Origin of the sequence: Actinomarinicola tropica, from assembly GCF_009650215.1 — a bacterium.
Classification (GTDB): Bacteria; Actinomycetota; Acidimicrobiia; order Acidimicrobiales; family SKKL01; genus Actinomarinicola; species Actinomarinicola tropica.
The window spans coordinates 1847668-1871739 of the sequence record NZ_CP045851.1; the positions used below are offsets into that span (position 1 = coordinate 1847668).

A 24072-nucleotide genomic window follows, 5' to 3' on the forward strand; every position below is an offset into this window, starting at 1 on the left:
GTGACCGAGCCGCTGCCCCTCGAGGTCGAGGAGTACCTGACCTGGCTGGCAGCGGAGCGCGGTCGGGCGGCATCGACGGTCGAGGCGTACCGACGTGACCTGCGGGCCTACGTCGCGCACCTGCGCGACCGGGGTCTCTCACTCCTCGACGCCGGCCAGGACGACGTCGAGCGGTTCGTCGCCGACCTCGAGGCGGCGGGGCTGGCTCCGCGGACCCGGGCGCGGCGGGTGGTCGCCGTGCGCAACCTCCACCGCTTCCTCGTCGACGAGGACCTGGCCGAGCGCGACCCGGTGGCCGACGTCGAATCGCCCAAGGTGCCGCGCGGGATCCCGAAGGCGTTGAGCGAGGACGAGGTCGACCGGCTGCTCACCGCGGTCGTCGGCGACGAGGCGCCGGCCCGCCGCGACCGGGCGATCCTCGAGGTCCTCTACGGCACGGGGGTGCGCATCTCGGAGCTGGTCGGCCTGTCGCTCGGCGACGTCGACCTCGTCGCCGCCCGGATGCGGGTGTTCGGCAAGGGCAGCAAGGAGCGGGTGGTGCCGATCGGCCGCCACGCGGGCCTGGCCCTCGAGGCGTGGCTCGACGAGCCGGGGCGCCCGGCCCTCGTCCCCCGCCAGTGGCGACGCCGCGGCGACGCCGAGGCGCTCTTCCTCAACCAGCGTGGCGGCCGGCTCAGCCGTCAGGGCGCGTGGGGCGTCGTCACCCGGTGGGGCGACGCCGCCGGCCTCGGCGACCGGCTGACGCCGCACGTGCTGCGCCACTCGTGCGCCACCCACATGGTCGACCACGGCGCCGACCTCCGGGTGGTCCAGGAGCTGCTCGGCCACGCGTCGGTGAGCACGACGCAGGTGTACACGCTGGTCTCCACCGAGCGGCTGTGGGCCGTGTACGACGCGGCGCACCCCCGAGCGTCCGTGGGCGCCGCTCGCTGACGGGAGGGAGCCCCTCCGGTCGAACGAGGGGCAGGGGGAGTAGCCTGGACCGATGGCCGAGGTGGGTGGTTCCGACGCGGTGCGTGACGAGCTGGAGTCCGAGCGCGTGCGCCTGCGCAAGCACATCGAGGAGCTCGCGAGCGACGCCGACGGCGCGCCGGCCCACGACGAGAACTTCGCCGACTCCGCCCAGGTCGCGGCCGAGATGGGCGAGGCTCGTGCGCTGGCGGGCAGCCTGCGGGAGCAGCTCGACGACGTCGAGGAAGCACTGAAGGCCCTCGACGAGGGCCGCTACGGGCTCTGCGAGGTGTGCAGCCAGCCGATCGCCGAGGCGCGCCTCGAGGCCATGCCCACGACGCGCCGCTGCATCGACCACGCCTGAGGGATCGTGGCGGCGCTCGGCCACCTCGCCCGGCGCTTCGTCGGCTCGCTCCGCCCCGGCGGACCGCCCGCCGTCGACGTGTCCTGGGCCGCGCAGCACCTCCTCGACTCGGAACGTGAGCTGTGGGACCGCATGTCGGGTCCGGACCGGCGTCACTCGGTGGCGGTCGCACGCCGGGTGGAGCGCGCCCTCGGCCACGAGGCGACCCGACCCGTGCTCGCCGCTGCGCTGCTCCACGACGTCGGCAAGACCACCTCGGGTCTGCGCACCTACGGGCGGGTCGTCGCCAGCGTGTCGGCCATGGTCGGCGGGCACGAGATGGCCGACCACTGGGCGAAGAAGCGGGGGTTCACCCGGCGGGTGGGCCTGTACCTCCAGCACGACGTGATCGGCGCGGACCAGCTCGACATGGCGGGGTCGGACCCGCTGACCGTCACCTGGGCGCGCGAGCACCACTGGCCCGAGCACATGTGGACCCTCGACCCCCGCGTCGCCCACGCCCTCAAGGCCGCCGACGACGACTGAGCCGTCGGGTCATCCGGCGGCGCGTGCGTACCGCTCGGCCAGCGTCCGCAGCTCGTCGCGCAGCTCGTCCGGCTCCTCGACCCGGAAGTCCCACCCCAGGCGCCCGAGGTGCACAGCCAGCGTGCGGAGGTCCTCGGCTCCGGTGGTGAACCGGCACGTGCGGTCGTCCAACGGCTCGATCGTGCCTGCTGCGCCAGGCACGTGGGCGAGCTCGGCGGCGGGGGCGAGGACGACGACGGTCGCGCGGTGCGTCCACGCCGCCGCGGCGGCACCACGCGAGACGTGGGCGGCGACGTCGTCCACGGGCAGGGGTCGGGGGGCGAACCGGGGACCTGCGGGCGGGTTGGGGACCAGTCGATCCATGCGGAACGTGCGCCAGTCCCGCCGGACCGTGTCGTAGGCGTAGAGGTACCAGCGGCGCCCCCACGTCACGATGCGGTACGGCTCGACGATCCGGCGCTCGGTCGTGGCGCTGTCGTGGCGGCGGTAGTCGGCACGGAGGACCTCGTGGTCGCGGCATGCCGCCGAGACCACCGAGAGGACCTCCGCGTCGACGGGCGCCGCGGGGGCGTCCGCCGGCACCTGGACGACCGCGACACGGAGGGCCGCTGCACGCCGCTGGAGCGCCGGCGGCATGATCTGCTCGAGCTTGGCGAGGGCTCGCTCGGCGCTCTCGTCGAGACCCGCGACGTGCCCCCGTTGGGTGAGGAGCGACGCGGCGACGGCGACGACGTCCTCCTCGTCGAGCAGGAGCGGGGGCATCCGGGCCCCCGACCCGAGGCGGTAGCCGCCGGCGGGGCCGCGCACGCCGTCGATGCGGTAGCCGAGCGACCGCAGCCGCTCGACGTCGTTGCGCAGCGTCCGCGGGGCGACGCCGAGGCGCTGGGCGAGCTCCTGCCCCGGCCACGAGCGGGGCACCTGCAGGAGTGCGAGCAGGTCCAGGAGTCGAGCGGCGGTGGACATGCCGCCATGGTGCCGCAGATTGAGGAACGTAACATGCCTAAAGCCGTCCTACGGTCGCCGCATGAGCAACTCCACCGCATCCACCACCCGTCTCTCGAGCGACGACACGTCCATCAGGCCGTACCGCATCGACGTCCCGCAGGCGGCGATCGACGACCTCCGGGATCGGCTGGCGCGCACCCGGTTCGCCGAGGAGCTCCCGCCCTCGGAGCTGGCCGACCTGCCCGCCGGCGGGCCCGTGATGCCCGGCTGGCAGTACGGCGTCCCCGGTGCAGCCGTCCGCGAGCTGGTCGACCGCTGGCGAGACGACTTCGACTGGCGTCGGGTGGAGGCCGAGCTCAACGCTCGCCCCCACTTCACCACCGCCATCGACGGCCAGGACATCCACTTCGTGCACGTCCGATCACCGGAGGCGGACGCGACGCCGCTCATCCTCACCCACGGGTGGCCCAACACCTTCGTCGAGTTCATGGGGCTCGTCGACGAGCTCACCGATCCACGCGCCCACGGGGCCGATCCCGCCGATGCCGTCCACGTCGTCATCCCCGACCTCCCGGGGTTCGGCTTCTCCGGGCCGACCCATGAGCGCGGCTGGGACGCGGCCCGGACCGCGAGGGCGTGGGCAGAGCTGATGCGGCGTCTCGGCTACGACCGCTACGTGGCCCACGGCAACGACGCCGGCGCCATCGTGGCACCGCTCCTCGGCCAGGTCGACGGAGCCCACGTCATCGGCGTCCACGTCGACCAGATCTTCTCGTTCCCGAACGGGGAGCCGGGCGAGCTCGACGGGTTGACGGCAGAGGAGCTCGCCCCCCTCGAGTTCGCGCAGTCGTTCCTGGAGCGTGCGATCCACGACAGCAGCCAGCGGGCCCAACCCCAGACGATCGCCCACGCCCTGGCCGACTCACCCGTCGGGCAGCTGGCCTGGATCCTGCAGCTGCTGGCCGGACAGGACCCCGACGTCATCTTGACCAACGCCTCGATCTACTGGTTCACCAACACCGCGGCGTCGTCGGCCCGCTTCTACTTCGAGAACCACCACGCGCGCCGACCCGCAGAGCGGACCGCAGTGCCGTTGGCGCTGTCGAGCTTCGCCTTCGACATGTCGACGGTCCGCCGGTTCGCCGAGCGGGACCACGCCAACATCGTGACGTGGACCGAGCACGACCGCGGCAGCCACTGGGCGGCGCACGACGCGCCGGATCTCGTCGTCGAGGACCTCCGCCGGTTCGTCCGGCTCGTTCGGCGAGACGACGACTGACGGGGGCGGAACCGCTCAGCTGCGGGGCAGCAGGCCGACGGCGTCGCGCGCCCGGTCGAGCACGACCGCGGCGGCGGCCCGGGCCTTCTCCGCCCCGCTGGCGAGGATCTTCTCGGTCTGGGCGGGGTCGGCGGCCAGCTCGGCGTAGCGCTCCTGCACCGGTCCCAGCACCTCGACCACGGCGGCGGCGGCGTCGGCCTTCAGCGGGCCGTACTGCGTGTAGCCGGAGGCGACGTCCTCGATCGTGCGGTCGGTGGCCGCGGCGAGGATCGACAGCAGGTTGGACACCCCCGGCTTGGCCTCGACGTCGTAGCGGACCTCGGCGTCGTTGTCGGTGACCGCCCGCTTGAACTTCTTCTCGATCGTCGACGGCTCGTCGAGCATGCCGACCGTCCCCTGCGGCGACTCGGTCGACTTCGACATCTTGCTCGTCGGGTTCTGCAGGTCCATCACCCGGGCCGCGGCCTTGGGGATCACGGCCTCGGGCACGACGAAGGTGTCGCCGTAGCGGCTGTTGAACCGCATGGCGACGTCCCGGGTGAGCTCGAGGTGCTGGCGCTGGTCGTCGCCGACGGGCACCTGGGCGGTGTCGTAGAGGAGGATGTCGGCGGCCATGAGCGCCGGGTAGGTGAACAGCCCGGCCGACACGAAGTCGCGCCGATCGCTCTTCTCCTTGAACTGGGTCATCCGCGACAGCTCACCGAAGCTCGCGGTGCACTCCATCAGCCACGCCAGCTCGGAGTGGGCGGGCACGTGGCTCTGGACGAAGAGCGTGACCACGTCCGGGTCGAGGCCCGAGGCGAGGTACAGGTTCGCCATCTGGATCGTGCGGGCCCGCAGCTCCGCCGGGTCCTGGGGGACGGTGATGGCGTGCAGGTCGACGATGCAGAACAGCGACTCGGGCGACTGCGCCTCCCGGGCGAAGCGGCGCAACGCCCCCAGGTAGTTGCCGAGGTGGAGGTCGCCGCTGGGCTGGATGCCCGAGAACACTCTGGCCATGGGCGCCGATCGTAGGGGAGCGCCCGGGACCGTCCGGCACCGGTTCAGTCCGGCGGGTACCCCTCGGGGTTCGACGACTGCCAGCGCCACGTGTCGATGCACATGGCGTCGAGCGTGCGGTCGGCGGTCCAACCGAGCTCGGTGTTGGCGCGGGTCGGGTCGGCGTAGCACGTGGCGATGTCGCCCGGTCGTCGGGCGACGACCTCGTAGGGGATGGGACGCCCGCTTGCCCGCTCGAACGCCGCGACGACGTCGAGGACGCTGTGGCCCTTGCCCGTGCCGACGTTCCACACGTGGTGGCCCCCGACCTCCTCCAGGCGGTCCAGGGCCGCGATGTGGGCCTGGGCGAGGTCGAGCACGTGGATGTAGTCCCGGACCCCGGTGCCGTCGGGCGTGTCGTAGTCGTCGCCGAAGACCTGGAGCTTCTCGCGTCGCCCGACCGCCACCTGGGCGATGTAGGGCACGAGGTTGTTCGGGATCCCCTGCGGGTCCTCGCCGATGCGTCCCGACGGGTGGGCGCCCACGGGGTTGAAGTAGCGCAGCGACGCCACCCGCCAGGTGTCGTCCGCCTGGTGCAGGTCGTGGAGGATCTGCTCGATCATCAGCTTCGTCCAGCCGTACGGGTTGGTCGCCGCCGTGGGCGCTCCCTCGCGGAGGGGCAGCGTGGGGTGGTCGCCGTACACCGTCGCCGACGACGAGAAGACGATCGTGCGGCAGTCGTGGGCCGCCATCGCCTTCGTCAGCGCGAGGGCACCGCCGACGTTGACCGAGTAGTAGCGGTGCGGGTCGGCGACCGACTCGCCGACGGCCTTGAGGCCGGCGAAGTGGATGACCGCCTCCGGCCCGGTCGACGCGACGACCTCGTCGAGGGCCTCCTCGTCGAGCAGGTCGACCTGGTGGAAGGCGACGTCGGCGCCGGTGAGCTCGCGGACGCGACGGACGGCCTCCGAGCGGGAGTTGACGAGGTTGTCCACGATGACGACGTCGTGGCCGGCCTCGGCCAGGAGGACCGCCGTGTGGCTGCCGATGTACCCGGCGCCGCCGGTGACGAGGATGCGCATCGACGGCACGGTAGTCAGCCGAGGGTCGCGCTGGTCCGCACCGGTCGACCACTAGTCTCTCGACGTGCCGATCGCCGTCCAGACCGAGGTGTTCGAAGGCCCCTTCGACCTCCTCCTGCACCTCATCCTCCGCGAGCAGGTCGACCTCTACGAGGTGTCGCTCTCGACCATCGTCGACGCCTACATCGTCGAGATCGAGCGGATGGAGGGCCTCGACCTCGACGTGGCCACCGAGTTCCTGCTCATCGCCGCCACCCTCGTCGAGCTGAAGGCCCGACGGCTCCTCCCCGACGAGGACGGCATCGACCTCGACGACGAGCTGGCCCTCTGGGAGGAGCGCGACCTGCTCCTCGCCCGGCTGCTCGAGTGCAAGACGTTCAAGGACGCGGCGATCGTGCTGCGGGGCATCGAGCTGGAGGCCAGCCGCAGCGTCCCGCGGGTCGCCGGGCTCGAGGAGCGCTTCGCCGACCTCGCGCCGGACCTGCTCGAGGGGCTCACCGCCGACCAGCTGCGCGAGGCGTTCCTGCGGGCCTCGGCTCCGAAGCCGCAGCCGCGGGTCCACATGGACCACGTGGCCCCGATCCGTCTCAGCGTCGCCGAGGCGGTCGAGGAGCTCGTCGACGAGCTGCCCCGGGTGGGCCGCATCGGCTTCCGCGAGCTCACCTCGGGACTCGTCGAGCGCCTCGAGGTGGTCGTGCGGTTCCTCGCCGTGCTCGAGATGTTCAAGCAGGGCGTCGTCGACCTCCAGCAGCCCACCACGTTCGGCGACATCGCCATCGTGTGGCTGGGCGAGGAGGGCGAGCACCACGCCGACCTCGCCGCGATCGACGTCTACGACGGATGACCGACCTCCCACCCCCCGAGGGCGAGCCGACGGCCGCACCAGGAGAGCGCCACGACGAGGCCCGCAGGGCCATCGAGGCCGTCGTCATGGTGTCCGACGAGCCGGTCGACCCGCAGCTGCTCGGTCAGCTCGTCGAGCTCGCCCCCGCGGTGGTCGAGCAGCTCTGCGCCGACCTCGCGGCCGAGTACGAGGCCGAGGGCCGTGGCTTCCAGCTCGTCCGGGTGGCCGGCGGCTACCGCTACCAGAGCCACCCCGACCAGGCGCCGTACATCGAGCGGTTCGTCCTCGACGGCCAGTCGGCCCGGCTCTCGGCGGCCGCGCTCGAGACCCTCGCCATCGTCGCCTACAAGCAGCCGATCTCCCGTGCGCAGGTGGCCGCGATCCGCGGCGTCGGCGTCGACGGGGTGATGCGGACGCTCCAGCAGCGGGGCTACATCGAGGAGATCGGACGGGACACCGGTCCCGGTCAGGCGGTGCTGTTCGGCACCACCCAGACGTTCCTCGAGCGGCTCGGCCTCGACTCGCTCCGCGACCTGCCACCGCTCGGCGACTTCGTCCCCGGTGCCGACGTCGTGGAGGCGCTCGAGCACGGGCTCCGCACCGAGCCGGACGCCCCACCGGCCGCCGCCGAGGACGACCCGCCGCCGGCTGTCGGCCCCGACGACACCGAGGAGTAGTGGTCGCCACCGAGCACCCGGAGGGGGAGCGCCTCCAGAAGGTGATGGCGCGCGCCGGCCTCGGCAGCCGCCGTCGATGCGAGGAGTTGATCGAGGACGGCCTGGTGCTCGTGAACGGCGAGACGGCCGACCTCGGTCGGCGGGTCGACCCCGAGGTCGACCGCATCGAGGTGGATGGCGTCGCGGTGTCGGTGCGCTCGGGCCTCGTCCACTACCTGCTGAACAAGCCGGCCGGGGTGATCTCCACGGCCGCGGACACCCACGGGCGGCCCACCGTGGTCGAGCTCGTCCCCGCCGAGCCCCGGGTCGTCCCGGTCGGGCGCCTCGACGCCGACACCGAGGGCCTCCTCCTGCTCACCAACGACGGCGACCTGACCCACCGCCTCACCCACCCCTCCTTCGGGGTCGAGAAGGAGTACCTCGCCGAGGTGGAGGGCCACCCGTCTCGGGGTGCCCTGCGTCGCCTCCGGGAGGGCGTCGAGCTGGACGACGGCGTGACCGCGCCGGCCCAGGCGTCGCTGCTCGCGCCGAACCTGCTGCGCCTCGTCATCCACGAGGGCCGGAACCGCCAGGTCCGCCGGATGTGCGACGCCGTCGGCCACCCCGTCGTGCGGCTCGTCCGCAGCCGCATCGGCCCCCTCACCGACCGCACGCTCAAGCCGGGCGAGTGGCGGGTCCTCGACCAGGCCGAGGTCCGGGCGCTCGAGCGGGCGGCGTCGGCGTCGAGCACGGACGGGCGCCCCGAGGGGCGGAGGTAGCATCGCTGCGATGTCCGCCCCCGCCGACCACGAGCAGCCGATCCGGCGCGCCACGGTCGTCGGCACCGGCCTGATCGGCGGGTCGATCGCCAGGGCGCTGCGCGAGCGGGGTTGGCGGGTGAGCGGCGTCGACAGCGACGACGCCCGCACCTCCCGGGCGCTCGAGCTCGGCGTCGTGGACGAGGTCGGCTACGACCCCGAGGCCGAGCTGACCTTCGTCGCCACGCCCGTCGGGCAGATCACCGACGCCGTGAAGGATGCGCTCGCCCACACCGCCGGCGTCGTCACCGACGTGGGCGGCGTGAAGGCGAGCGTGGTCGACGCCATCGACGATCCTCGGTTCGTCGGCGGACACCCGATGGCCGGCTCCGAGCAGGAGGGCGTCGACGGAGCCACCGCGGACATCTTCGACGGCGCGGTCTGGGTGCTGACCCCCGTCGCCGGCACGGACCCCGGTGCCTTCACCCTCGTGCGGTCGACCGTCGCCAGCTTCGGCGCCGAGGTCGTCGAGGTGGCACCGGAGCGGCACGACCAGCTCGTCGCCGTCGTGTCCCACGTGCCGCACCTCACGGCGGCGGCCCTGATGCGCCTCGCGTCGACCCGGGCCGAGGAGCAGGGAGGGCTGCTGCGCCTCGCCGCGGGGGGCTTCCGCGACATGACCCGCATCGCGTCGGGCCACCCGGGCATCTGGCCCGACATCTGCGAGAGCAACCGCGCCGCCATCGTCCAGACCCTCGACGAGCTGGTCGCCGCGCTGCGGGAGATGCGCGAGGTCGTCGACGCCTCGGACCGATCGCGCCTGCTCGGGGCGCTGGGCGAGGCACGCCGCGCCCGCAACACCCTGCCCGCCCGCTCCTCCCGACCGAGCGAGCTCGTCGAGGTGCGCGTCCCCATCCAGGACCAGCCGGGCGAGCTGTCCGGTGTCACCACGCTCGCCACCGACCTCGAGGTCAACATCTACGACATCGAGATCGACCACGCCGCGGAGAGCACGCGCGGCCTCCTCGTGCTCGTCGTCGCCGCCGACATGGCCGAGCGGCTGATCGGCGGCCTGATGGCCCGGGGCTACCGGCCGACCTCCCGCCCGCTCGAGTGACCGGCGTGGACCGGCCCGATCCGCTGCCCATCGCGCCGCTCGAGCGTCCGCCGGACGTCACCGTCACGGTGCCGGGGTCGAAGAGCTTCACCAACCGGGCGCTGGTCCTCGCTGCCCTGGCCGACGGCACGTCGACGCTCCACGGCGCCCTGGTCGCCGACGACACCGAGGCGATGGCCGCGGCGCTGGAGCAGCTCGGCGTCGGCATCGAGCGCCACGACGGCGGCCGCCGCCTCGTCGTCCACGGGCTCGGCGGCCGGCTTCCCGCCGGACCCCTGCGGATCGACGCCCGCCTGTCGGGCACGACGGCGCGGTTCCTGCTCCCGGTCCTCGCGCTCGGGTCCGGGCCCTACGTGCTGGACGGTCGTGCGCCGCTCCGACGCCGTCCCATGGGCCCGACCGTCGACGCCCTCCGTGCCCTCGGCGCCGAGGTCGACGACGGCGCCGAGACCGGCCCGGGCCACCTCCCGGTCACGGTGAGGGGCTTGGGCACCCGTGGGGGTGCCACCGCGGTGCCCGCCGACCTGTCGAGCCAGTTCGTGTCCGGCCTCCTCCTCGCCGCGCCGGCCATGCCCGAGGGCCTCGACCTCACGATGCTCGGTGCGGCGGTCTCGCGCCCGTACCTGACGATGACCACAGCCACGATGGCCGCCTTCGGCGTCGAGGTCGAACGACCGTCGCCCGATCGCTTCGTCGTCGCGCCCGCCTCCTACCGGGCGACGGCCTACGGCGTCGAGCCCGACGCCAGCGCCGCCAGCTACTTCCTCGCCGCCGCCGCCCTCACCGGCGGGCGCGTGCGGGTCGCCGGGCTCGGGGCCGGCAGCCTCCAGGGCGACATCCGCGTCGTGGCGGTCCTCGAGCAGATGGGCGCGGAGGTGGAGCTGGCCGACGACTCGGTCGAGGTGCGCGGCACCGGGCAGCTGCGAGGCGTCGACGTCGACCTGGCCGACCTGCCCGACATGGCGCAGACGATCGCGGTGGTCGCCGCCTTCGCCGACGGGCCGACCACGGTGCGGGGCGTCGAGTTGATCCGCCACCACGAGACCGACCGGATCGCGGCGGTCGTCGCCGAGCTCCGGCGGTGCGGGCTCACGGTCCACGAGCGGCGCGACGGCTTCACGATCGAGCCCGGGCCGTTGCGCCCGGCGCGGATCGAGACCTACGACGACCACCGCATGGCCATGAGCTTCGCGCTGCTCGGCCTGCGCGCACCGGGGATCGAGATCGCCGATCCGGGGTGCGTCGCCAAGACCTTCCCCGACTACTTCGCCACCCTCGACCAGCTGCGCAGGCCCGCAGAGCCCGGGCCGGAGCCGGAGTAGGGTCGCCGCCGCCATGAGAGTGATCGCCATCGACGGGCCCGCAGGGTCCGGCAAGTCGACCATCGCCCGCCAGCTCGCCACCCGACTCGGGCTCCAGTACCTCGACACCGGCGCCATGTACCGCGCCGTGGCCTTCGCCGCCCTCCGGCGCGGCGTGGATCCCGCCGACGTCGACGACGTGGCCCGCCTCGCCGAGCGCGTGGACCTGCGCGTCGACGAGAGCGGCACCCGGGTCGACGGCGTCGACGCCACGATCGAGATCCGCGGGCCGGAGGTCACCCGGGCGGTCAGCATCGTGGCCGCCAACCCGGCCGTCCGCCGCGAGATGGTGAGCCGCCAGCGCGAGTGGGCCCGCCAGCGCGGGGGAGGGGTCCTCGAGGGGCGCGACATCGGTACGGTCGTGTTCCCCGACGCCGAGCTGAAGATCTACCTGACCGCATCGGCCGAGACGCGCGCCGCACGGCGGTCGAAGGAGGTCGCCGACCTGGACTACGAGACGGTCGCCGCCGACCTCGCCCGCCGCGACGCCCTCGACCAGGGGCGCGAGAGCGATCCCCTGCGCACCGCCGACGACGCGGTCGTCGTCGACACCACCGACCGCACCGTCGACGAGGTGCTCGACCAGCTGGTGGGGATGCTCGATGTCTGACCACGCCGACCGCCCGGCCATCTCCTCGGCGCCGCTCACGCCCGCCCAGCGGGTGATGTACCGGTTCGTCAGGGGCGTGATCTTCCTCGTCGCCAAGCTGTACTTCCGCGTGGAGATCACCGGACGTCAGAACCTCCCGCCATCGGGCGCCTACATCGTCGCCCCGGCGCACCGCTCGAACCTCGACACACCGCTCATGCCGGTCATCACCCGCCGCAACCTGCGGGCGATGGGCAAGGACTCGCTGTGGAAGGCCAGCCGGTTCGGCGGGTGGTTCCTCACGTCGATGGGCGGCTTCCCCGTCGCCCGTGGCACCGCCGACCGCTCGGCCCTGCACGCCGCCGAGGAGGTCGTCGAGCGGGGCGAGCCGCTCATCATGTTCCCCGAGGGCACCCGCCGGCACGGCCCCCACATCTGGGAGCTCTACGACGGTCCGGCCTTCGTCGCGGCCCGGACCAACACGCCGATCGTGCCCATCGGCATCGGCGGCTCCGAGCGCGCCATGGGACGCGGCGTGAAGATCCCCAAGCCGGTGAAGATCTCGATCGTCATCGGCGAGCCGATCCTGCCGCCTCGCCGGGAGCCCGGCGACCGGGTGCCGCGGCGGGTCGTGAAGGAGCTCACCGCCGAGCTGCACCGCAAGGTCCAGGACCTCTTCGACGAGGCCCAGCAGCGGGCGGGCCGCGGCGCCGACGTCGTGCTCCCGCACCCCGAGCAGCCGCCGAAGGAAGCTTGACAGCGCCACCTCGGGCGGGGCACCGTGTCAGGCGTGACCACCACGTCGGCCGCCCTCCTCCTCCTCATGTAGGCGAGCACCACCCATAGGTGCTCGCCGAACCTCCTGTGCCTCCGGGCCAGGAGGTTTCGTCGTTTTCGGACCCGAGGTCCGCCGACCGCCCCCACGCACGCCCCACCCGAGAGGACCCGCAATGCCCCCCGAGCCGGTACATCCCCGCACGATGCCGTACGACAAGTACGTGCCGTTCCGGCCGCTCGACCTCCCGGATCGCACGTGGCCGACCCGCCGCATCGAGGCGGCGCCGCGCTGGTGCAGCGTCGACCTGCGCGACGGCAACCAGGCCCTGATCGATCCCATGGACCCGGTGCGCAAGCGGCGGATGTTCGAGACGCTCGTCGAGGTGGGCTACAAGGAGATCGAGGTCGGGTTCCCCTCGGCGTCGCAGCCGGACTTCGACTTCGTGCGGCAGCTGATCGAGGAGGACCTGATCCCCGACGACGTCACGATCCAGGTCCTCACCCAGTGCCGGCCCGAGCTCATCGAGCGCACCTACGAGGCCATCGCCGGAGCACCCCGGGCCATCGTCCACTTCTACAACTCGACATCGGTCCTCCAGCGCCGGGTCGTGTTCGGGCTGGATCGGGACGGCATCACCGAGATCGCCGTCAACGCCGCCCGGCTGTGCCGCAAGCTCGAGGACACCGTGCCCGACACCGAGGTCCGCTACGAGTACTCGCCCGAGAGCTTCACCGGCACCGAGCCGGACTACGGCATCGAGATCTGCGAGGCGGTCATGGAGGCCATCGACGCCAGCCCCGACCGGCCGATCATCCTCAACCTCCCGGCCACCGTCGAGATGTACACGCCGAACGTGTACGCCGACGTGATCGAGCACTTCAGCCGCACGATCCGCCACCGCGAGGCGGTCGTCCTCTCGCTCCACCCGCACAACGACCGGGGGACGGCGGTCGCGGCGACCGAGCTCGGCGTGATGGCCGGCGCCGACCGGGTCGAGGGCACGCTGTTCGGCAACGGGGAGCGCACCGGCAACGTCGATCTCGTGACCTTGGCGCTCAACCTGATGAGCCAGGGCGTCGACCCCGAGGTCGACCTCCACGACATCGACCGCATCCGGCGCATCGCCGAGTACTGCAACCGGCTGCCCGTGCACCCCCGCCACCCCTACGCCGGGGACCTCGTCTACACCGCCTTCTCCGGCTCCCACCAGGACGCCATCAAGAAGGGCATCGCCGCGCTGCGGACGACCGAGGTCGACGGCGAGTACCCCGTGTGGGAGGTCCCGTACCTGCCGATCGACCCCGCCCACGTGGGCCGCACCTACGAGGCCGTCATCCGGGTCAACAGCCAGTCGGGCAAGGGCGGGGTCGCCTACCTGATGGAGACCGAGTTCGGCTTCGTGCTGCCCCGTCGGCTCCAGATCGAGTTCTCCCGCACGATCCAGAAGGTGAGCGAGGACACCGGCACCGAGGTGAGCGCCGGCGAGATCTGGGAGCACTTCCAGGACACGTACCTGCCGGACGAGGCCCGGATCGCCTACCGCACCGCCGAGATCACGACGTCGAACGGCTCGACGAGCATCACCGCGCAGATCGTCGTCGACGGCGAGGCCCGGACGGTCACGGGCACCGGCAACGGCCCCCTCGCCGCCTTCGTCGGCGGCCTGAAGGACCACGCCGACGTGCTCGGGCCGGTGGCGGAGATCGACATCACCGACTACTCCGAGCACGCCGTGAGCGAGGGCTCCGAGGCCACGGCCGTCGCCTACGTCGAGACGAAGCGCCCGGACGGGACGATCCGATGGGGCGTGGGCACCGACGCGAGCATCCTCACCGCGTCGCTGAAGGCCGTCGTCAGCGCGATGAACCGACCGGCCGAGGTGGACGACGAGGTCGGGTAGGGCGCCGGTCGCTCAGTCGTCGTCCTCGCCGAGGACGTCCTCCGGCTCGACGTCGGGCGGGACGTCCTCGGCGCGGTCGACCTTGGCCCGCTCCCGCAGGTAGCCGACGACGCGGACGCCGCTCGCGAGCAGCGGCACGGCGATGAACGCGCCGAGGACGCCGAGCGTGACACCGCCTGCGGTGAGGGCGAGGAGGATCGCCAGCGGGTGGACCTTGGTGGCGCGTCCCACGATGAGCGGCTCGAGGAGGTTGCCCTCCGCCTGCTGGACGACGACGTTGACCGCCACCACGGCGAGGGCGAGCCCTGCGCCGCCCTCGGCCAGGGCGACGAGGACGGCGACCGCACCGGCCGTGAACGCGCCGACGATCGGGAAGAGCCCGCCGATGAAGATGAGGATGCTGAGGGGGACCACGAGCGGCACGCCGAGGACCAGCAGGCCGAGCCCGATGAGCACGGCGTCGGCGGCGGCCACGACGAGCTGGCCCCGGAAGTAGCCGCCGATCGTCGTCCAGACCCTCCGGCCGACCTCGGCCACGTCGTCGCGGTACGCGGCCGGCGACATGTCGAGCAGGAAGCCGACGATGCGCTCGCCGTCCTTCAGGAAGAAGAACAAGGTGACGACCGCGAGCAGCGCGCCGGTGAGCAGCTCGAGCGCGGTGGTCGCGAAGCGCCCGATCCGCCCGTCCTCGCCGTTGAACCCCGACCACTCACGGACCTGGTCGACCAGCTCGTCGGAGGGCGGGATCTCGACCCCGACATTGTCGTCGACCCACGTCGAGATCTCGTCGTAGGCCTGCTCCAGGCTCGCCCCGAGGTCGTCGAGCTCGGTGGCGACCAGGTAGCCGAGGCCCGACAGGAGCGCGAGCGTGCCGACGACCAGCGCGGCGACGAGGAGCCCCGCCACGGCCCCGGGACGCCAGCCGCGCTCCTTCATGCGCTCCGAGAGCGGCGCGATCAGGGCCGCGGGGAACAGCGCGATGGCGAGGGGGATGACGACGAGCCGGAACAGCCCGAGGAACAGGACCAGCAGGACGACGAGGACCGCGATCCCGACCAGGCTCCACGCGACCCGCCCGGCCCGACGCAGCGGCTCGGAGCGCACGGCCGGCCCGCCGAGGCGGACGGGGGACGGGTCGGGGTCGGACATGCGCGCTCCGGGGGTCGTGGGCCGTCGGGGACGGTGACGACCGCCGGGCGGCTACCCGCCCTGGCGCGGCGGGCAAACGCGGGGCGCGATCAGTCCTTGCGGGGGATCGCGGGCTGGCGCACCCGCGCGGTGAGCTTGCGGACCAGCGGCTCGAAGTGCTCGAGGGGCAGCGTGTCGTAGTCGGGATCGAACGCCGTCTGGTCCCACTCGTCGGCGAAGCGGGCCGTCAGCTCGAACCACGGTTCGTCGCGGTAGCGGTCCCGCATGTGCGGGTCGCCGCCGAAGTGGTGGTAGTAGTGCTGGCCCTGGAAGTCCTGGTGGGTGCGGATCATGTGGTACACGTCCTCACGCACGTAGGGCTTGATGATCTCCGCGGCGATCGCCGGGTGGTTCGGCACGCTGATCGCCTTGCCCACGTCGTGCATCAGGGCGGCGAAGACGACCTCCTCGTCGGCGCCGGCCCGCTCGGCGAGCGTGGCCGCCTGGAGGCAGTGGGTGAGCTGGTCGGTGCTGAACCCGTCGACCACGTCGTCGAGCGAGCGGAGGAGCATCAGCATGCGCTCGGCCACCCGCCCCTGGTTCTTGTTGGTCTCGGCGCCGATGACGGCCCACTGCTCGGCCGTCGACTCGTCCATGCGTCGGAAGGTGTCCGTCGAAGTCGTCGTCATGTGGGCCAGTGTGCCCGATGGCTCACCCGATGTCAGCCGCGGAGCACCACGCCGAGGACGAGGGCGGCGACGGCGGCGAGGAAGCCGAGCGCGCCGCCGATGGCCAGGGCCACCTTCGAGCGTCCCACGATGTGGACCGCCACGCCGATGCCCGAGAGCGCCACGACGAGCAGCTTCACGCCGAGGGTCACGTGGTACGCCGTGGTGCGGTCGCCGACGTCGATGACGAGAAGGTGCCAGACGCCGGTGGCGACGAGCAGCGCGTAGCCGCCCCAGGCGATCTGGTTGAACCGACGTGCCACCACCGCCGGGGCGGCCTCGTCGAGTCCCCGGACCGTCGGCAGCAGGTAGAGCATGGTGATCTGGCCGCCGACCCAGACGGTGGCCCCGAGGATGTGGAGCGCGAGTCGGACGGTGTCGACGGTGACCGGCAGCATGCCCGTTTGTCTAGTGCACGCTAGAGGTCGGCGAGGACCGCAGAGGCGCTCACGTCACGGTCGTTCAGCGCCGGGCGGTCGGGCACCGAGCCGCCCATCGTGAGGGTGGCCACGACGTCGACCGCGGTGATGAGCTCGCGGAGCGCACGCGGGGGAGGGAAGTACTCCTCCTCCTCGGTGATGCGGACCTCCTCGACGCCGTCGCGTGGCGCGAGGCGGGTGATGACGGCGTCGACGAGCTCCTCGGGCGCCGACGCGCCGGCGGTGACGCCGACCGTGCCCGACAGGTCGTCGGGCAGCTCCTCGGCATCGTTGATCCGGTAGACGCGGGGGCACCCCTGCTCTCGGGCCAGCTTCTCGAGCGCACGGGTGTTCGACGAGTTCGCCGAGCCGATGACGACCATGGCGTCGACCTTGCCGGCGATCTGCATCAGCGCCGACTGGCGGTTGGTCGTGGCGAAGCACAGGTCGGAGCGGCCGGGGAGCCACACGTCGGGGAAGCGGTCCCGCGTGGCCTCCATCACGCCGGCCCAGTCCCGGTGGCTGAGGGTCGTCTGCGCGAGCAGCGCCACCGGCCCGTCGAGCGGGGGGAGGGCGTCGACCTCGTCGACGGTCTCCACCCGGTGGATGGCCTGGGGGGCCACGGCCATCGTGCCGACGGCCTCCTCGTGGCCGTCGTGGCCGACGTAGACGATCTGGTAGCCCTTGCCGGCCCTGACCTTCACCTCGTGGTGGACCTTGGTGACGAGCGGGCAGACGGCGTCGACCACGTAGCCGCCGCTGGCCTTGGCCGCGGCGACCACCTCGGGGGCCGAGCCGTGGGCGGAGAGCATGATCGGACGACCGGGCGGCACCTCGGCCACGTCGTCGACGAAGACCACCCCCTGCTGCTCGAAGCGCTCCACGACCCGCTGGTTGTGGACGATCTCGTGGTAGCAGTACACGGGCGGCTCGAAGGCCCGCACCATCCACGCCAGGGCCTTGATGGCCATCTCCACGCCGGCGCAGAAGCCACGGGGGGCGGCCAGGAGCACGAGGTCGACGTTCACCCCGTCCACGCTACCGATCCGGCCGACCGCCCCCTATCCTTGCGGGGTGTCTCGGCCCCGTGTCATCGCCGTGGCCCCGTCATCGCCGGCCGCGCGCGCCGGCGTCGTCGCGGGCGACGAGATCCTCGCCATCAACGGCGAGGTGCCGCGCGACGTCATCGCGTACCGCATGCTCGTCGACGACGCCGATCCGGTGCTCGAGATCGACCGTGGCGGCCTGGTCCGGGAGCTCACCGTCGCCAAGCGGGAGGGCGAGGCGCTCGGTGCCGAGGTCCACTCCGCCCTGTTCGACCAGGTGCGCACCTGCGACAACCACTGCGAGTTCTGCTTCATCTACCAGCTCCCGCCGGGGATGCGGAAGAGCCTCTACCTGAAGGACGACGACTACCGGCTGTCGTTCCTCTACGGGAACTTCACCACCCTCACCCGCTTCACCGAGCTCGACCTCGAGCGGGTCGTCACCGAGGGGCTCTCGCCGCTGCACGTGAGCATCCACGCCACCGACCCCGAGGTCCGCGTCGACATGCTGCGCAACCGGCGGGGCGCCACGAGCCTGCGCTGGCTGCGCGCGCTCCTCGACCACGGCGTCGAGGTCCACGGCCAGATCGTCGTGTGCCCGGGCATCAACGACGGCGACGTCCTGGCCGACACGCTCGCCGGCGTGCTCGACCGCTACCCCGAGCTCGCCAGCCTGTGCGTCGTGCCGCTCGGGATCAGCCGCCACTCGAACGAGCCCCGGATGCGGGCCCACACCCAGGCCGAGGCCGAGCGGGTCTGCGACCTCGTCGACGGGTGGCAGGCCACCTACCTCGAGCTGCTCGGCCACCGGCTGGTCTTCGCCGCCGACGAGTACTACCTCCTCGCCGGACGCCCGTTCCCCGACGCCGGGACCTACGAGGGCTTCCCGATGCACGAGGACGGCATCGGCATGGCTCGCACCTTCGAACGGGAGCTGATGGGCGAGGTCGACGAGGCGACCGGCCCGCAGGCCGGCTTCTTCGCCTGGGTCGACGGCGCGCCGGCCGAGGGCTACCGGGCCCCGAGGACGACGGCGCCCGGGTGCGGCCCGGCGGGCGGCGACGGCGGTGCGACGCTGCGCATCGGCCCCCGGCGCGACGCGCCGGTCGGCCTCCTCACCGCTCCGCTCGGCGCCCAGGTGCTCCGCCCGCTCGTCGAGCGCCTCGGCCGCGACGACGTCCGCGTCGTCGAGGTCACCAACGAGTTCTTCGGCGGGAACGTCGGCGTCACCGGGCTGATGGTGGGCGAGGACCTCTCCCGCACGCTCGCGGCGCAGCCTGCAGGGCACCGGTACCTGCTGCCCGACGTCTGCCTCAGCCAGGGACGCTTCCTCGACGGCCTCACGCCCGAGGACCTGCCCCGACCCGTCGAGGTCGTCGCCACCGACGGCATCGCCCTGCGGGCCGCGCTCGGCCTCGACGCCACCACGCCGACCCACGAGATGCAGGAGGTCGGTCGATGAGCCCGTCCCCGTCGACCGCCACCACCCCCAGCCAGGAGCTGCCCGCCGTCGTCATCGTCGGTCGCCCGAACGTCGGCAAGTCCACGCTGCTCAACCGGGTGCTCGGTCGCCGCGAGGCCATCGTCGAGGAGCGCCCGGGGGTCACCCGCGACCGCAAGGAGGTCGAGGCCGAGTGGCGGGGCCGCCCGTTCCGCCTCGTCGACACCGGCGGGTGGCTGCCGTCGGGCTCCGCGCTCGACGACAAGGTGTCGCGCCAGAGCGAGAAGGCGATGCGCGAGGCCGACCTGGTCCTGTTCGTGGTCGACGCGTCCGTGGGCATCACCGAGGAGGACGGGCGCGTCGCCGAGCTGCTCCGTCGCGCCGACGTCCCCGTGATGGTGCTCGCCAACAAGGTCGACGACTCGAACCGCGAGGGCGCGGCATGGGAGCTCATGGCGCTCGGGCTCGGCGAGCCGTGGCCGATCAGCGCCCTGCACGGACGGGGCACCGGCGACATGCTCGACGCCCTCGTCGACCAGCTGCCCGAGTGGACGCCCGAGGACGAGATCGAGGTCGAGGAGGCCGCCCCGCTCGACGAGGAGCGCACGTTCTCGGTCTCGATCGTCGGTCGCCCGAACGTCGGCAAGTCGACGCTCTTCAACCGCCTGATCGGCGACGAGCGCGCCGTCGTCCACGACATGCCCGGCACGACGCGCGACGCCGTCGACACCATCGTCGAGACGCCCGACGGCCCGATCCGGTTCGTCGACACCGCCGGCATGCGACGGCGGAGCCGCATCGACGAGGGCACCGAGTACTACTCGTTCGTCCGTGCCCTGAAGGCGGTCGACTCCTCCGACGTCGCCCTCCTCGTCATCGACGCCACCGAGGGCATCACCCACCAGGACCAGCGTCTCGCCGAGCGCATCGACGCCGCTGGCTGCCCCGTCGTCGTCCTCCTCAACAAGTGGGAGACCCTCGACGCCGAGCAGCGCGAGGACATCACCTACCAGGTCGGCCAGAAGCTGCGCTTCCTCGGCGAGGCGGCGGTGCTGAAGATCAGCGCGCTGACGGGCAAGGGCGTCCACAACCTGCTGCCGGCCCTCGCCGACGCCATCGCGGACTACCACACCCGCATCCCCACCCGGAAGGTGAACGACGTCATCCGGGCCGCCCAGCAGGCCCAACCGGCGCCGCACGGCGCCCGGGTGCTGTACGCCACGCAGGGGGCGGTCGACCCGCCGACCTTCACGCTGTTCGCCAACCGCGAGCTGCCCCAGACCTACGTGCGGTACCTCGAGCGCAAGCTCCGGGAGGAGCTCGACCTCGGCGCCACGCCGATCAAGATGCGCATCCGTCGCCGGTCCAACTGACCGCCACTAGCATCGTTCCCCTCATGGAGGACCTGGTCCTGGCGGCGGTGGCCGTCTCGTGCGCGGTGGCCGCGGTGGTGTGGGGCCGCTCGGCGTCGCACCGGGGCCGCGTGCTCCAGCGCGTCGAGCGCTCGTCGGTCGACCCGGAGATGCGCGAGCTCGCCCGCTCGGACTACCGCAAGGACCTGCACACCGCGGGCCTCTACGGCTCACTCGCCCTGTCGGCGGCGCTGGCCGCGGTGGCGCCGTCGTCGTCGGGCGCCTACTTCGCCATCATCCTCGTGCCCGTGCTCGTCACCGCCGTCCTCGGTCGCCGCTTCGTCGCCGACGCCAAGCTGGCGCAGACCCGGCTCGAGCTCGAGCGTCGGGCCCAGGAGGTCATCGACCAGGAGGACACCGCCCCCAAGCGGTGGGCGGCACGGCTGGCACCCGACGAGCTGCCCGACATCACCGGGTTCGAGGTCGGCCGTGTCTACCAGGCCGGCACCGGTCTCATGGCGGGGGACTTCTACGACCTGTTCCGCGTGGCACCGACCCGCGTGGCCGCGGTCATCGGCGACGTCACGGGTCACGGCATCGAGCCCTCGATCACCGCGTTCCAGGCCAAGTACCTGCTGCGCACCTTCCTGAAGCAGTTCCGCGACCCGGCCCAGGCGCTCGAGGAGCTCAACGCGCAGATGGCGGCGATGGATCGAGGCGAGGAGTTCATCTCGCTCGCCGTCGTCGTGTTCGACACCGAGGCCGGGACGCTGCGCTACGCCTCCGCGGGCCACCCGCCGGCGTGGTTGTGGCACGAACGGGAGGTGAGCCCGCTGCGGGCCACCGGTCCGCTGCTGATGCTCGACCCGAAGGGCACCTACTACTCCCGCGAGATCCGCCTCGACGACGGCGACATGGCCCTGCTCTACACCGACGGCCTGGCCGAGGCCCGCAACGGCGACCAGATGTTCGGCGAGGACCGCGTGGCCACGATCATCCGGCGGGACCCGGGCGCGGCTCCCGACGTGCTCTGCAAGAGCCTGCTCGAGGCGGCACGGGACTTCTCCGAGGGCCCGATCGAGGACGACGTGGCGATCCTCGCCGTCCGCCGCGCCTGAGGTGCCGTGGTGCGAGCGGTGCGACCGCTTCCTCAACCCGAACACCGTGCAGCCCGACGGCACGTGCCCCTCGTGCGGTCGCCCGATCGACCCCGCCGCCGCGGCGGAGGGCGCCGAGGAGGACGAGCAGGCCAGCGTCCCCTGGCACTTCTGGGTGCTCGTCGCCGGCGTCGTGCTCTACCTCGGATGGCGGTTCGTCGAGCTGCTGCTGTGGATCGCCCGGGAGTGGTTCTGACCCACGGGACGGCGCACCCGAGGCCGGACGGGCGGTCGCCGGGGAGGGGCTAGAGTGTCCACCTCACGGGCTGTGGCGCAGCTTGGTTAGCGCGTCGGTCTGGGGGACCGAAGGTCGTGGGTTCGAATCCCGCCAGCCCGACCAGACGATCGAGGGGCCGCTCCGACGGAGCCGGTCCCTCGATCGCGTCGGGGTTCCGGTCGCCGAGTAGCGTCGACGCGCATGTGCGGTCGGTACGTCTCGTCGACGCCCCCCGACGAGCTGGCCAGGTACTTCGGTGCCACGCTGCAGGCGGAGCGGCTGGTCGGCCCCGACTACAACGTCGCGCCCACGCGCAAGGTGTTCACGGTCCTCGAGGACGGTGACACCCGGGCGCTCGTGCAGGCGAAGTGGGGGCTGATCCCGTTCTGGGCCAAGGACGCCTCGGTCGGCAACCGGATGATCAACGCCCGCGCCGAGACCGTCGCGACGAAGAACGCCTTCCGCACGCCCTTCCGGCGCCAGCGGTGCATCATCCCCGCCGACGGCTTCTACGAGTGGACGAAGGAACCGGGCCAGGCGAAGAAGCAGCCCTGGTTCATCCACCGGCCCGACGGCGAACCGCTCGCGTTCGCCGGCCTCTGGGAGACGTGGCGGGGGCCCGACCGCGACCAGGACCCCGTGCGGTCCTGCACCATCATCACCGGCAGCGCCAACGAGAAGATGGCGGAGATCCACGACCGGATGCCGGTGATCCTGCCGCCGTCGGCCTGGGACACCTGGCTCGACCCCGAGGTCGAGGACGCGGACACCCTCGGCCGGCTGCTCGTGCCCGCGCCGCCGGAGCTCATCACCTTCCACCCGGTGACCACCGAGGTGAACAGCGCCCGGAACCAGGGCGAGCACCTGGTCGAGCCCATCGAGCTCGTCCGTGCCGGGGCCGCCGGCGACGCCGACCCGCCGGCCTCCGGCTCGTGACGGCGACCGTTACGCGGTCGTTCCGTCGCCGCATCGACTACCAGCTGCTGCGCTGGCAGGCCCGCCTCGACGGGGCGTGGGCCGACCGGGTCATCCCGCTCGTCGCCATGCTCGGCCTCTTCGTCGTCCTGGCGGGCACGGCGCTCGCCCGGGCCCGGAGCTTCGAGACCGGGTCCGAGCTCGGCACCTGGGTGCAGGGGGCGTGGCAGATCACCACCAGTCGTCCGGCCGAGAGCACGATCACCGGCCGCCACCTGCTCGAGCCGCAGCTCGCCGTCGGGTTCTACGGGGTGGCCCAGCTCACCCGGCTCGTCGCCGCGATCCCGCTGCTGCTGGCGCTGCAGTCGGCCGCGCTCGCCGCCGGGGCCGGCGCGATCTGGCGGCTGGCCCGACAGGTGTGCACCCTGCGGGTGGGCGCGGCGCTGGCCGCGGTCGTCGCCTACGGCGTCCACCCGACGCTCCACACCCTCAACCTCGCCGACGTCCACCCCGAAGCGTTCGCGCTCCCTGCTTTGCTGTGGGGGGCCTACGCGACGTACCGGGGCCGCTGGGCGTGGGCCCTCCCGCTGTTCCTGCTCGCCGTGTCCATGCGCTCCGACCTGGGGCTCGCCGTGGCCGCGATCGGCGGCGGGCTCGTGGTCGGTGGGCGGGCGAGGGGAGGCCGTCGACTGGTGGTCGCCGGGTTCGCGTGGACCGCGCTGGCCCAGCTCGTCGTGCAGCCGATGATCGGCGGTGACGGGTTCGTCCACCAGGACGCCTTCGCTCGCTACGGCGACGACGGCCCCGGGATCCTCTGGGGCATGGTGACGGCCCCCTGGGAGGTGATCGGGGACCTCATCGCCCACGAGAACCTCGAGGTGCTCGTCGCGCTCCTCGCGCCCGTCGCCTTCCTCTCGACGCTCGCGCCCCGTCGGCTGCTGCCGTTCGCCCCTGTCCTCGCCATCCCGTTCGTCGCCGACGTGCCGATCGCAGGCCCTGAGGGGGTCGGGCACCTGGTCGCGCCGCTGGCCGGCGTGTTCATCGCCCTCCCGTTCGCGCTCGAGAACCTCGGGCGCCGGAACATCGAGCGGGTCACCGTCGACCGACGGATCCTCGCCGCCCTCACCCTGGCCGCGCTGACGTTCTTCGTGCTCGACGCCCCGAGCTCGCCCTACAGCGAGCCGTGGGCGTGGGGCGGTCGTGACGCCGCGGACGGCGTGCGGCTCGAGATCGTCGAGCGGCTCGACCGCGACGAGCGGGTCCGAGCCGCGCCGTCGCTCGTGGGGGAGCTCGCGGCGCGCGACGTCATCCGTGCCGTGCCGACCGGCGTGGCGCCGACGGCGTCCGAGCTGACCAGCGGCGTCGACGTCGTCGTGCTGGACGAGGAGGTCGTCGCGACCTGGGACCTGGGTGAGGACGAGGTCGCCGAGCTCGTCGAGGAGCTCGAGGCCCAGGGCTTCGAGGAGGTCGCCGCGGTGGAGGGCATCCGCGTCCACCGTCGCCGCGGCACCTGATCCGACGCCGGCACCCTGGGCCGGCGGT

The 24072-nt window shown here is 72.8% G+C and carries 25 protein-coding genes and 1 tRNA gene; 19 read left to right on the plus strand and 7 right to left on the minus strand.

Features of this window, described 5'->3' with window-relative positions; all coding sequences use genetic code 11:
- The 3 genes from xerD to GH723_RS09070 are packed head-to-tail and all read left to right on the plus strand — an operon-like array spanning position 1 to position 1840.
- Positions 1-933 carry a site-specific tyrosine recombinase XerD gene (gene xerD / locus GH723_RS09060; protein WP_153759337.1) on the plus strand — a complete coding sequence of 311 codons (933 nt, stop codon included), beginning with the start codon at positions 1-3 and terminating at the stop codon, positions 931-933.
- A 52-nt stretch (positions 934-985) separates the two neighbouring features.
- A complete protein-coding gene (locus GH723_RS09065) occupies positions 986-1315 on the plus strand; it encodes a TraR/DksA family transcriptional regulator (RefSeq protein WP_153759338.1) in 330 nt (109 codons plus the stop codon).
- 6 nt (positions 1316-1321) lie between these two features.
- Positions 1322-1840, plus strand: coding sequence for an HD domain-containing protein (locus GH723_RS09070; protein WP_153759339.1), 519 nt, complete (start codon positions 1322-1324; stop codon positions 1838-1840).
- Between the two features lie 9 nt (positions 1841-1849).
- Here the strand turns inward: GH723_RS09070 and GH723_RS09075 are convergent, their stop codons facing one another.
- On the minus strand, positions 1850-2803 hold the full coding sequence (locus GH723_RS09075; RefSeq protein ID WP_153759340.1) for a helix-turn-helix transcriptional regulator: 954 nt from the start codon (positions 2801-2803) through the stop codon (positions 1850-1852).
- Between the two features lie 61 nt (positions 2804-2864).
- On the opposite strand from GH723_RS09075, the gene GH723_RS09080 reads away from it, so the two are divergent.
- Positions 2865-4064 carry an epoxide hydrolase family protein gene (locus GH723_RS09080; protein WP_153759341.1) on the plus strand — a complete coding sequence of 400 codons (1200 nt, stop codon included), beginning with the start codon at positions 2865-2867 and terminating at the stop codon, positions 4062-4064.
- Positions 4065-4079: 15 nt separating this feature from the next.
- On the opposite strand, the gene trpS is transcribed toward GH723_RS09080, so the two are convergent.
- Positions 4080-5063, minus strand: coding sequence for a tryptophan--tRNA ligase (gene trpS, locus GH723_RS09085; protein WP_153759342.1), 984 nt, complete (start codon positions 5061-5063; stop codon positions 4080-4082).
- Between the two features lie 44 nt (positions 5064-5107).
- Entirely contained in the window at positions 5108-6124 is a 1017-nt protein-coding gene (gene galE / locus GH723_RS09090; protein WP_153759343.1) for a UDP-glucose 4-epimerase GalE, read from the minus strand.
- A 64-nt stretch (positions 6125-6188) separates the two neighbouring features.
- Between galE and GH723_RS09095 the strand changes: the two genes are divergently transcribed.
- The 8 genes from GH723_RS09095 to leuA all read left to right on the plus strand — a co-directional run bounded on the left by GH723_RS09095 (position 6189) and on the right by leuA (position 14127).
- Positions 6189-6968 (plus strand): segregation and condensation protein A, encoded by a 780-nt coding sequence (locus GH723_RS09095; protein WP_153759344.1) that lies wholly within the window; start codon positions 6189-6191, stop codon positions 6966-6968.
- Positions 6965-7645: an SMC-Scp complex subunit ScpB gene (gene scpB / locus GH723_RS09100; RefSeq protein WP_153759345.1), complete on the plus strand. Its 681-nt coding sequence runs from the start codon at positions 6965-6967 to the stop codon at positions 7643-7645. Before GH723_RS09095 ends, scpB begins: the two co-directional genes overlap by 4 nt.
- The gene (locus GH723_RS09105) at positions 7645-8403 is read left to right on the plus strand and encodes a pseudouridine synthase (RefSeq protein WP_229023213.1); all 759 of its coding nucleotides are present in this window, start codon (positions 7645-7647) and stop codon (positions 8401-8403) included. The genes scpB and GH723_RS09105 overlap by 1 nt, the downstream gene beginning before the upstream one ends.
- A 10-nt stretch (positions 8404-8413) precedes the next feature.
- A complete protein-coding gene (locus GH723_RS09110; protein WP_153759346.1) occupies positions 8414-9499 on the plus strand; it encodes a prephenate dehydrogenase/arogenate dehydrogenase family protein in 1086 nt (361 codons plus the stop codon).
- 5 nt (positions 9500-9504) lie between these two features.
- The gene (aroA, locus tag GH723_RS09115; protein WP_229023214.1) at positions 9505-10821 is read left to right on the plus strand and encodes a 3-phosphoshikimate 1-carboxyvinyltransferase; all 1317 of its coding nucleotides are present in this window, start codon (positions 9505-9507) and stop codon (positions 10819-10821) included.
- Positions 10822-10834: 13 nt separating this feature from the next.
- The gene (gene cmk / locus GH723_RS09120; protein WP_153759347.1) at positions 10835-11470 is read left to right on the plus strand and encodes a (d)CMP kinase; all 636 of its coding nucleotides are present in this window, start codon (positions 10835-10837) and stop codon (positions 11468-11470) included.
- Positions 11463-12206: a lysophospholipid acyltransferase family protein gene (locus GH723_RS09125; protein WP_153759348.1), complete on the plus strand. Its 744-nt coding sequence runs from the start codon at positions 11463-11465 to the stop codon at positions 12204-12206. The genes cmk and GH723_RS09125 overlap by 8 nt, the downstream gene beginning before the upstream one ends.
- Before the next feature lie 223 nt (positions 12207-12429).
- Positions 12430-14127, plus strand: a complete 1698-nt coding sequence (gene leuA / locus GH723_RS09130; protein WP_229022746.1) for a 2-isopropylmalate synthase — start codon at positions 12430-12432, stop codon at positions 14125-14127.
- Between the two features lie 12 nt (positions 14128-14139).
- On the opposite strand, the gene GH723_RS09135 is transcribed toward leuA, so the two are convergent.
- From GH723_RS09135 to ispH, 4 genes are all read right to left on the minus strand, one after another.
- Positions 14140-15276, minus strand: a complete 1137-nt coding sequence (locus GH723_RS09135; RefSeq protein ID WP_153759350.1) for an AI-2E family transporter — start codon at positions 15274-15276, stop codon at positions 14140-14142.
- A gap of 89 nt (positions 15277-15365) precedes the next feature.
- Positions 15366-15944: an HD domain-containing protein gene (locus tag GH723_RS09140; RefSeq protein ID WP_153759351.1), complete on the minus strand. Its 579-nt coding sequence runs from the start codon at positions 15942-15944 to the stop codon at positions 15366-15368.
- Positions 15945-15976: 32 nt separating this feature from the next.
- Positions 15977-16381, minus strand: a complete 405-nt coding sequence (locus GH723_RS09145; protein ID WP_153759352.1) for a hypothetical protein — start codon at positions 16379-16381, stop codon at positions 15977-15979.
- A 20-nt stretch (positions 16382-16401) separates the two neighbouring features.
- Positions 16402-17430, minus strand: a complete 1029-nt coding sequence (gene ispH, locus GH723_RS09150) for a 4-hydroxy-3-methylbut-2-enyl diphosphate reductase (protein ID WP_153759353.1) — start codon at positions 17428-17430, stop codon at positions 16402-16404.
- 46 nt (positions 17431-17476) lie between these two features.
- On the opposite strand from ispH, the gene GH723_RS09155 reads away from it, so the two are divergent.
- The 7 genes from GH723_RS09155 to GH723_RS09185 all read left to right on the plus strand — a co-directional run bounded on the left by GH723_RS09155 (position 17477) and on the right by GH723_RS09185 (position 24044).
- Positions 17477-18910 (plus strand): DUF512 domain-containing protein, encoded by a 1434-nt coding sequence (locus tag GH723_RS09155; RefSeq protein WP_229022747.1) that lies wholly within the window; start codon positions 17477-17479, stop codon positions 18908-18910.
- Complete coding sequence (gene der, locus GH723_RS09160; RefSeq protein ID WP_153759355.1) at positions 18907-20262, plus strand: ribosome biogenesis GTPase Der; 1356 nt, start codon at positions 18907-18909, stop codon at positions 20260-20262. The genes GH723_RS09155 and der overlap by 4 nt, the downstream gene beginning before the upstream one ends.
- Positions 20263-20285: 23 nt before the next feature.
- A complete protein-coding gene (locus tag GH723_RS09165) occupies positions 20286-21359 on the plus strand; it encodes a PP2C family protein-serine/threonine phosphatase (protein ID WP_153759356.1) in 1074 nt (357 codons plus the stop codon).
- A 1-nt stretch (position 21360) separates the two neighbouring features.
- Positions 21361-21594 carry a hypothetical protein gene (locus GH723_RS09170; protein ID WP_153759357.1) on the plus strand — a complete coding sequence of 78 codons (234 nt, stop codon included), beginning with the start codon at positions 21361-21363 and terminating at the stop codon, positions 21592-21594.
- Positions 21595-21660: 66 nt separating this feature from the next.
- Positions 21661-21738 (plus strand) — tRNA-Pro (locus GH723_RS09175).
- Positions 21739-21816: 78 nt separating this feature from the next.
- Positions 21817-22551: an SOS response-associated peptidase gene (locus GH723_RS09180; protein WP_153759358.1), complete on the plus strand. Its 735-nt coding sequence runs from the start codon at positions 21817-21819 to the stop codon at positions 22549-22551.
- Positions 22548-24044: a DUF2079 domain-containing protein gene (locus GH723_RS09185; protein WP_153759359.1), complete on the plus strand. Its 1497-nt coding sequence runs from the start codon at positions 22548-22550 to the stop codon at positions 24042-24044. The genes GH723_RS09180 and GH723_RS09185 overlap by 4 nt, the downstream gene beginning before the upstream one ends.
- Positions 24045-24072 lie beyond the last annotated feature (28 nt).

Bases quoted from the DNA above. Each gene is read 5' to 3' on its own strand.
- GH723_RS09135 (WP_153759350.1), bottom strand. From the start codon at position 15,276: ATGTCCGACCCCGACCCGTCCCCCGTCCGCCTCGGCGGGCCGGCCGTG.
- GH723_RS09165 (WP_153759356.1), top strand. From the start codon at position 20,286: ATGGAGGACCTGGTCCTGGCGGCGGTGGCCGTCTCGTGCGCGGTGGCC.
- GH723_RS09080 (WP_153759341.1), top strand. From the start codon at position 2,865: ATGAGCAACTCCACCGCATCCACCACCCGTCTCTCGAGCGACGACACG.
- GH723_RS09180 (WP_153759358.1), top strand. From the start codon at position 21,817: ATGTGCGGTCGGTACGTCTCGTCGACGCCCCCCGACGAGCTGGCCAGG.
- GH723_RS09125 (WP_153759348.1), top strand. From the start codon at position 11,463: ATGTCTGACCACGCCGACCGCCCGGCCATCTCCTCGGCGCCGCTCACG.
- scpB (WP_153759345.1), top strand. From the start codon at position 6,965: ATGACCGACCTCCCACCCCCCGAGGGCGAGCCGACGGCCGCACCAGGA.
- GH723_RS09145 (WP_153759352.1), bottom strand. From the start codon at position 16,381: ATGCTGCCGGTCACCGTCGACACCGTCCGACTCGCGCTCCACATCCTC.
- leuA (WP_229022746.1), top strand. From the start codon at position 12,430: ATGCCGTACGACAAGTACGTGCCGTTCCGGCCGCTCGACCTCCCGGAT.
- GH723_RS09140 (WP_153759351.1), bottom strand. From the start codon at position 15,944: ATGACGACGACTTCGACGGACACCTTCCGACGCATGGACGAGTCGACG.
- galE (WP_153759343.1), bottom strand. From the start codon at position 6,124: ATGCGCATCCTCGTCACCGGCGGCGCCGGGTACATCGGCAGCCACACG.
- trpS (WP_153759342.1), bottom strand. From the start codon at position 5,063: ATGGCCAGAGTGTTCTCGGGCATCCAGCCCAGCGGCGACCTCCACCTC.
- GH723_RS09110 (WP_153759346.1), top strand. From the start codon at position 8,414: ATGTCCGCCCCCGCCGACCACGAGCAGCCGATCCGGCGCGCCACGGTC.
- der (WP_153759355.1), top strand. From the start codon at position 18,907: ATGAGCCCGTCCCCGTCGACCGCCACCACCCCCAGCCAGGAGCTGCCC.
- GH723_RS09075 (WP_153759340.1), bottom strand. From the start codon at position 2,803: ATGTCCACCGCCGCTCGACTCCTGGACCTGCTCGCACTCCTGCAGGTG.
- GH723_RS09065 (WP_153759338.1), top strand. From the start codon at position 986: ATGGCCGAGGTGGGTGGTTCCGACGCGGTGCGTGACGAGCTGGAGTCC.
- cmk (WP_153759347.1), top strand. From the start codon at position 10,835: ATGAGAGTGATCGCCATCGACGGGCCCGCAGGGTCCGGCAAGTCGACC.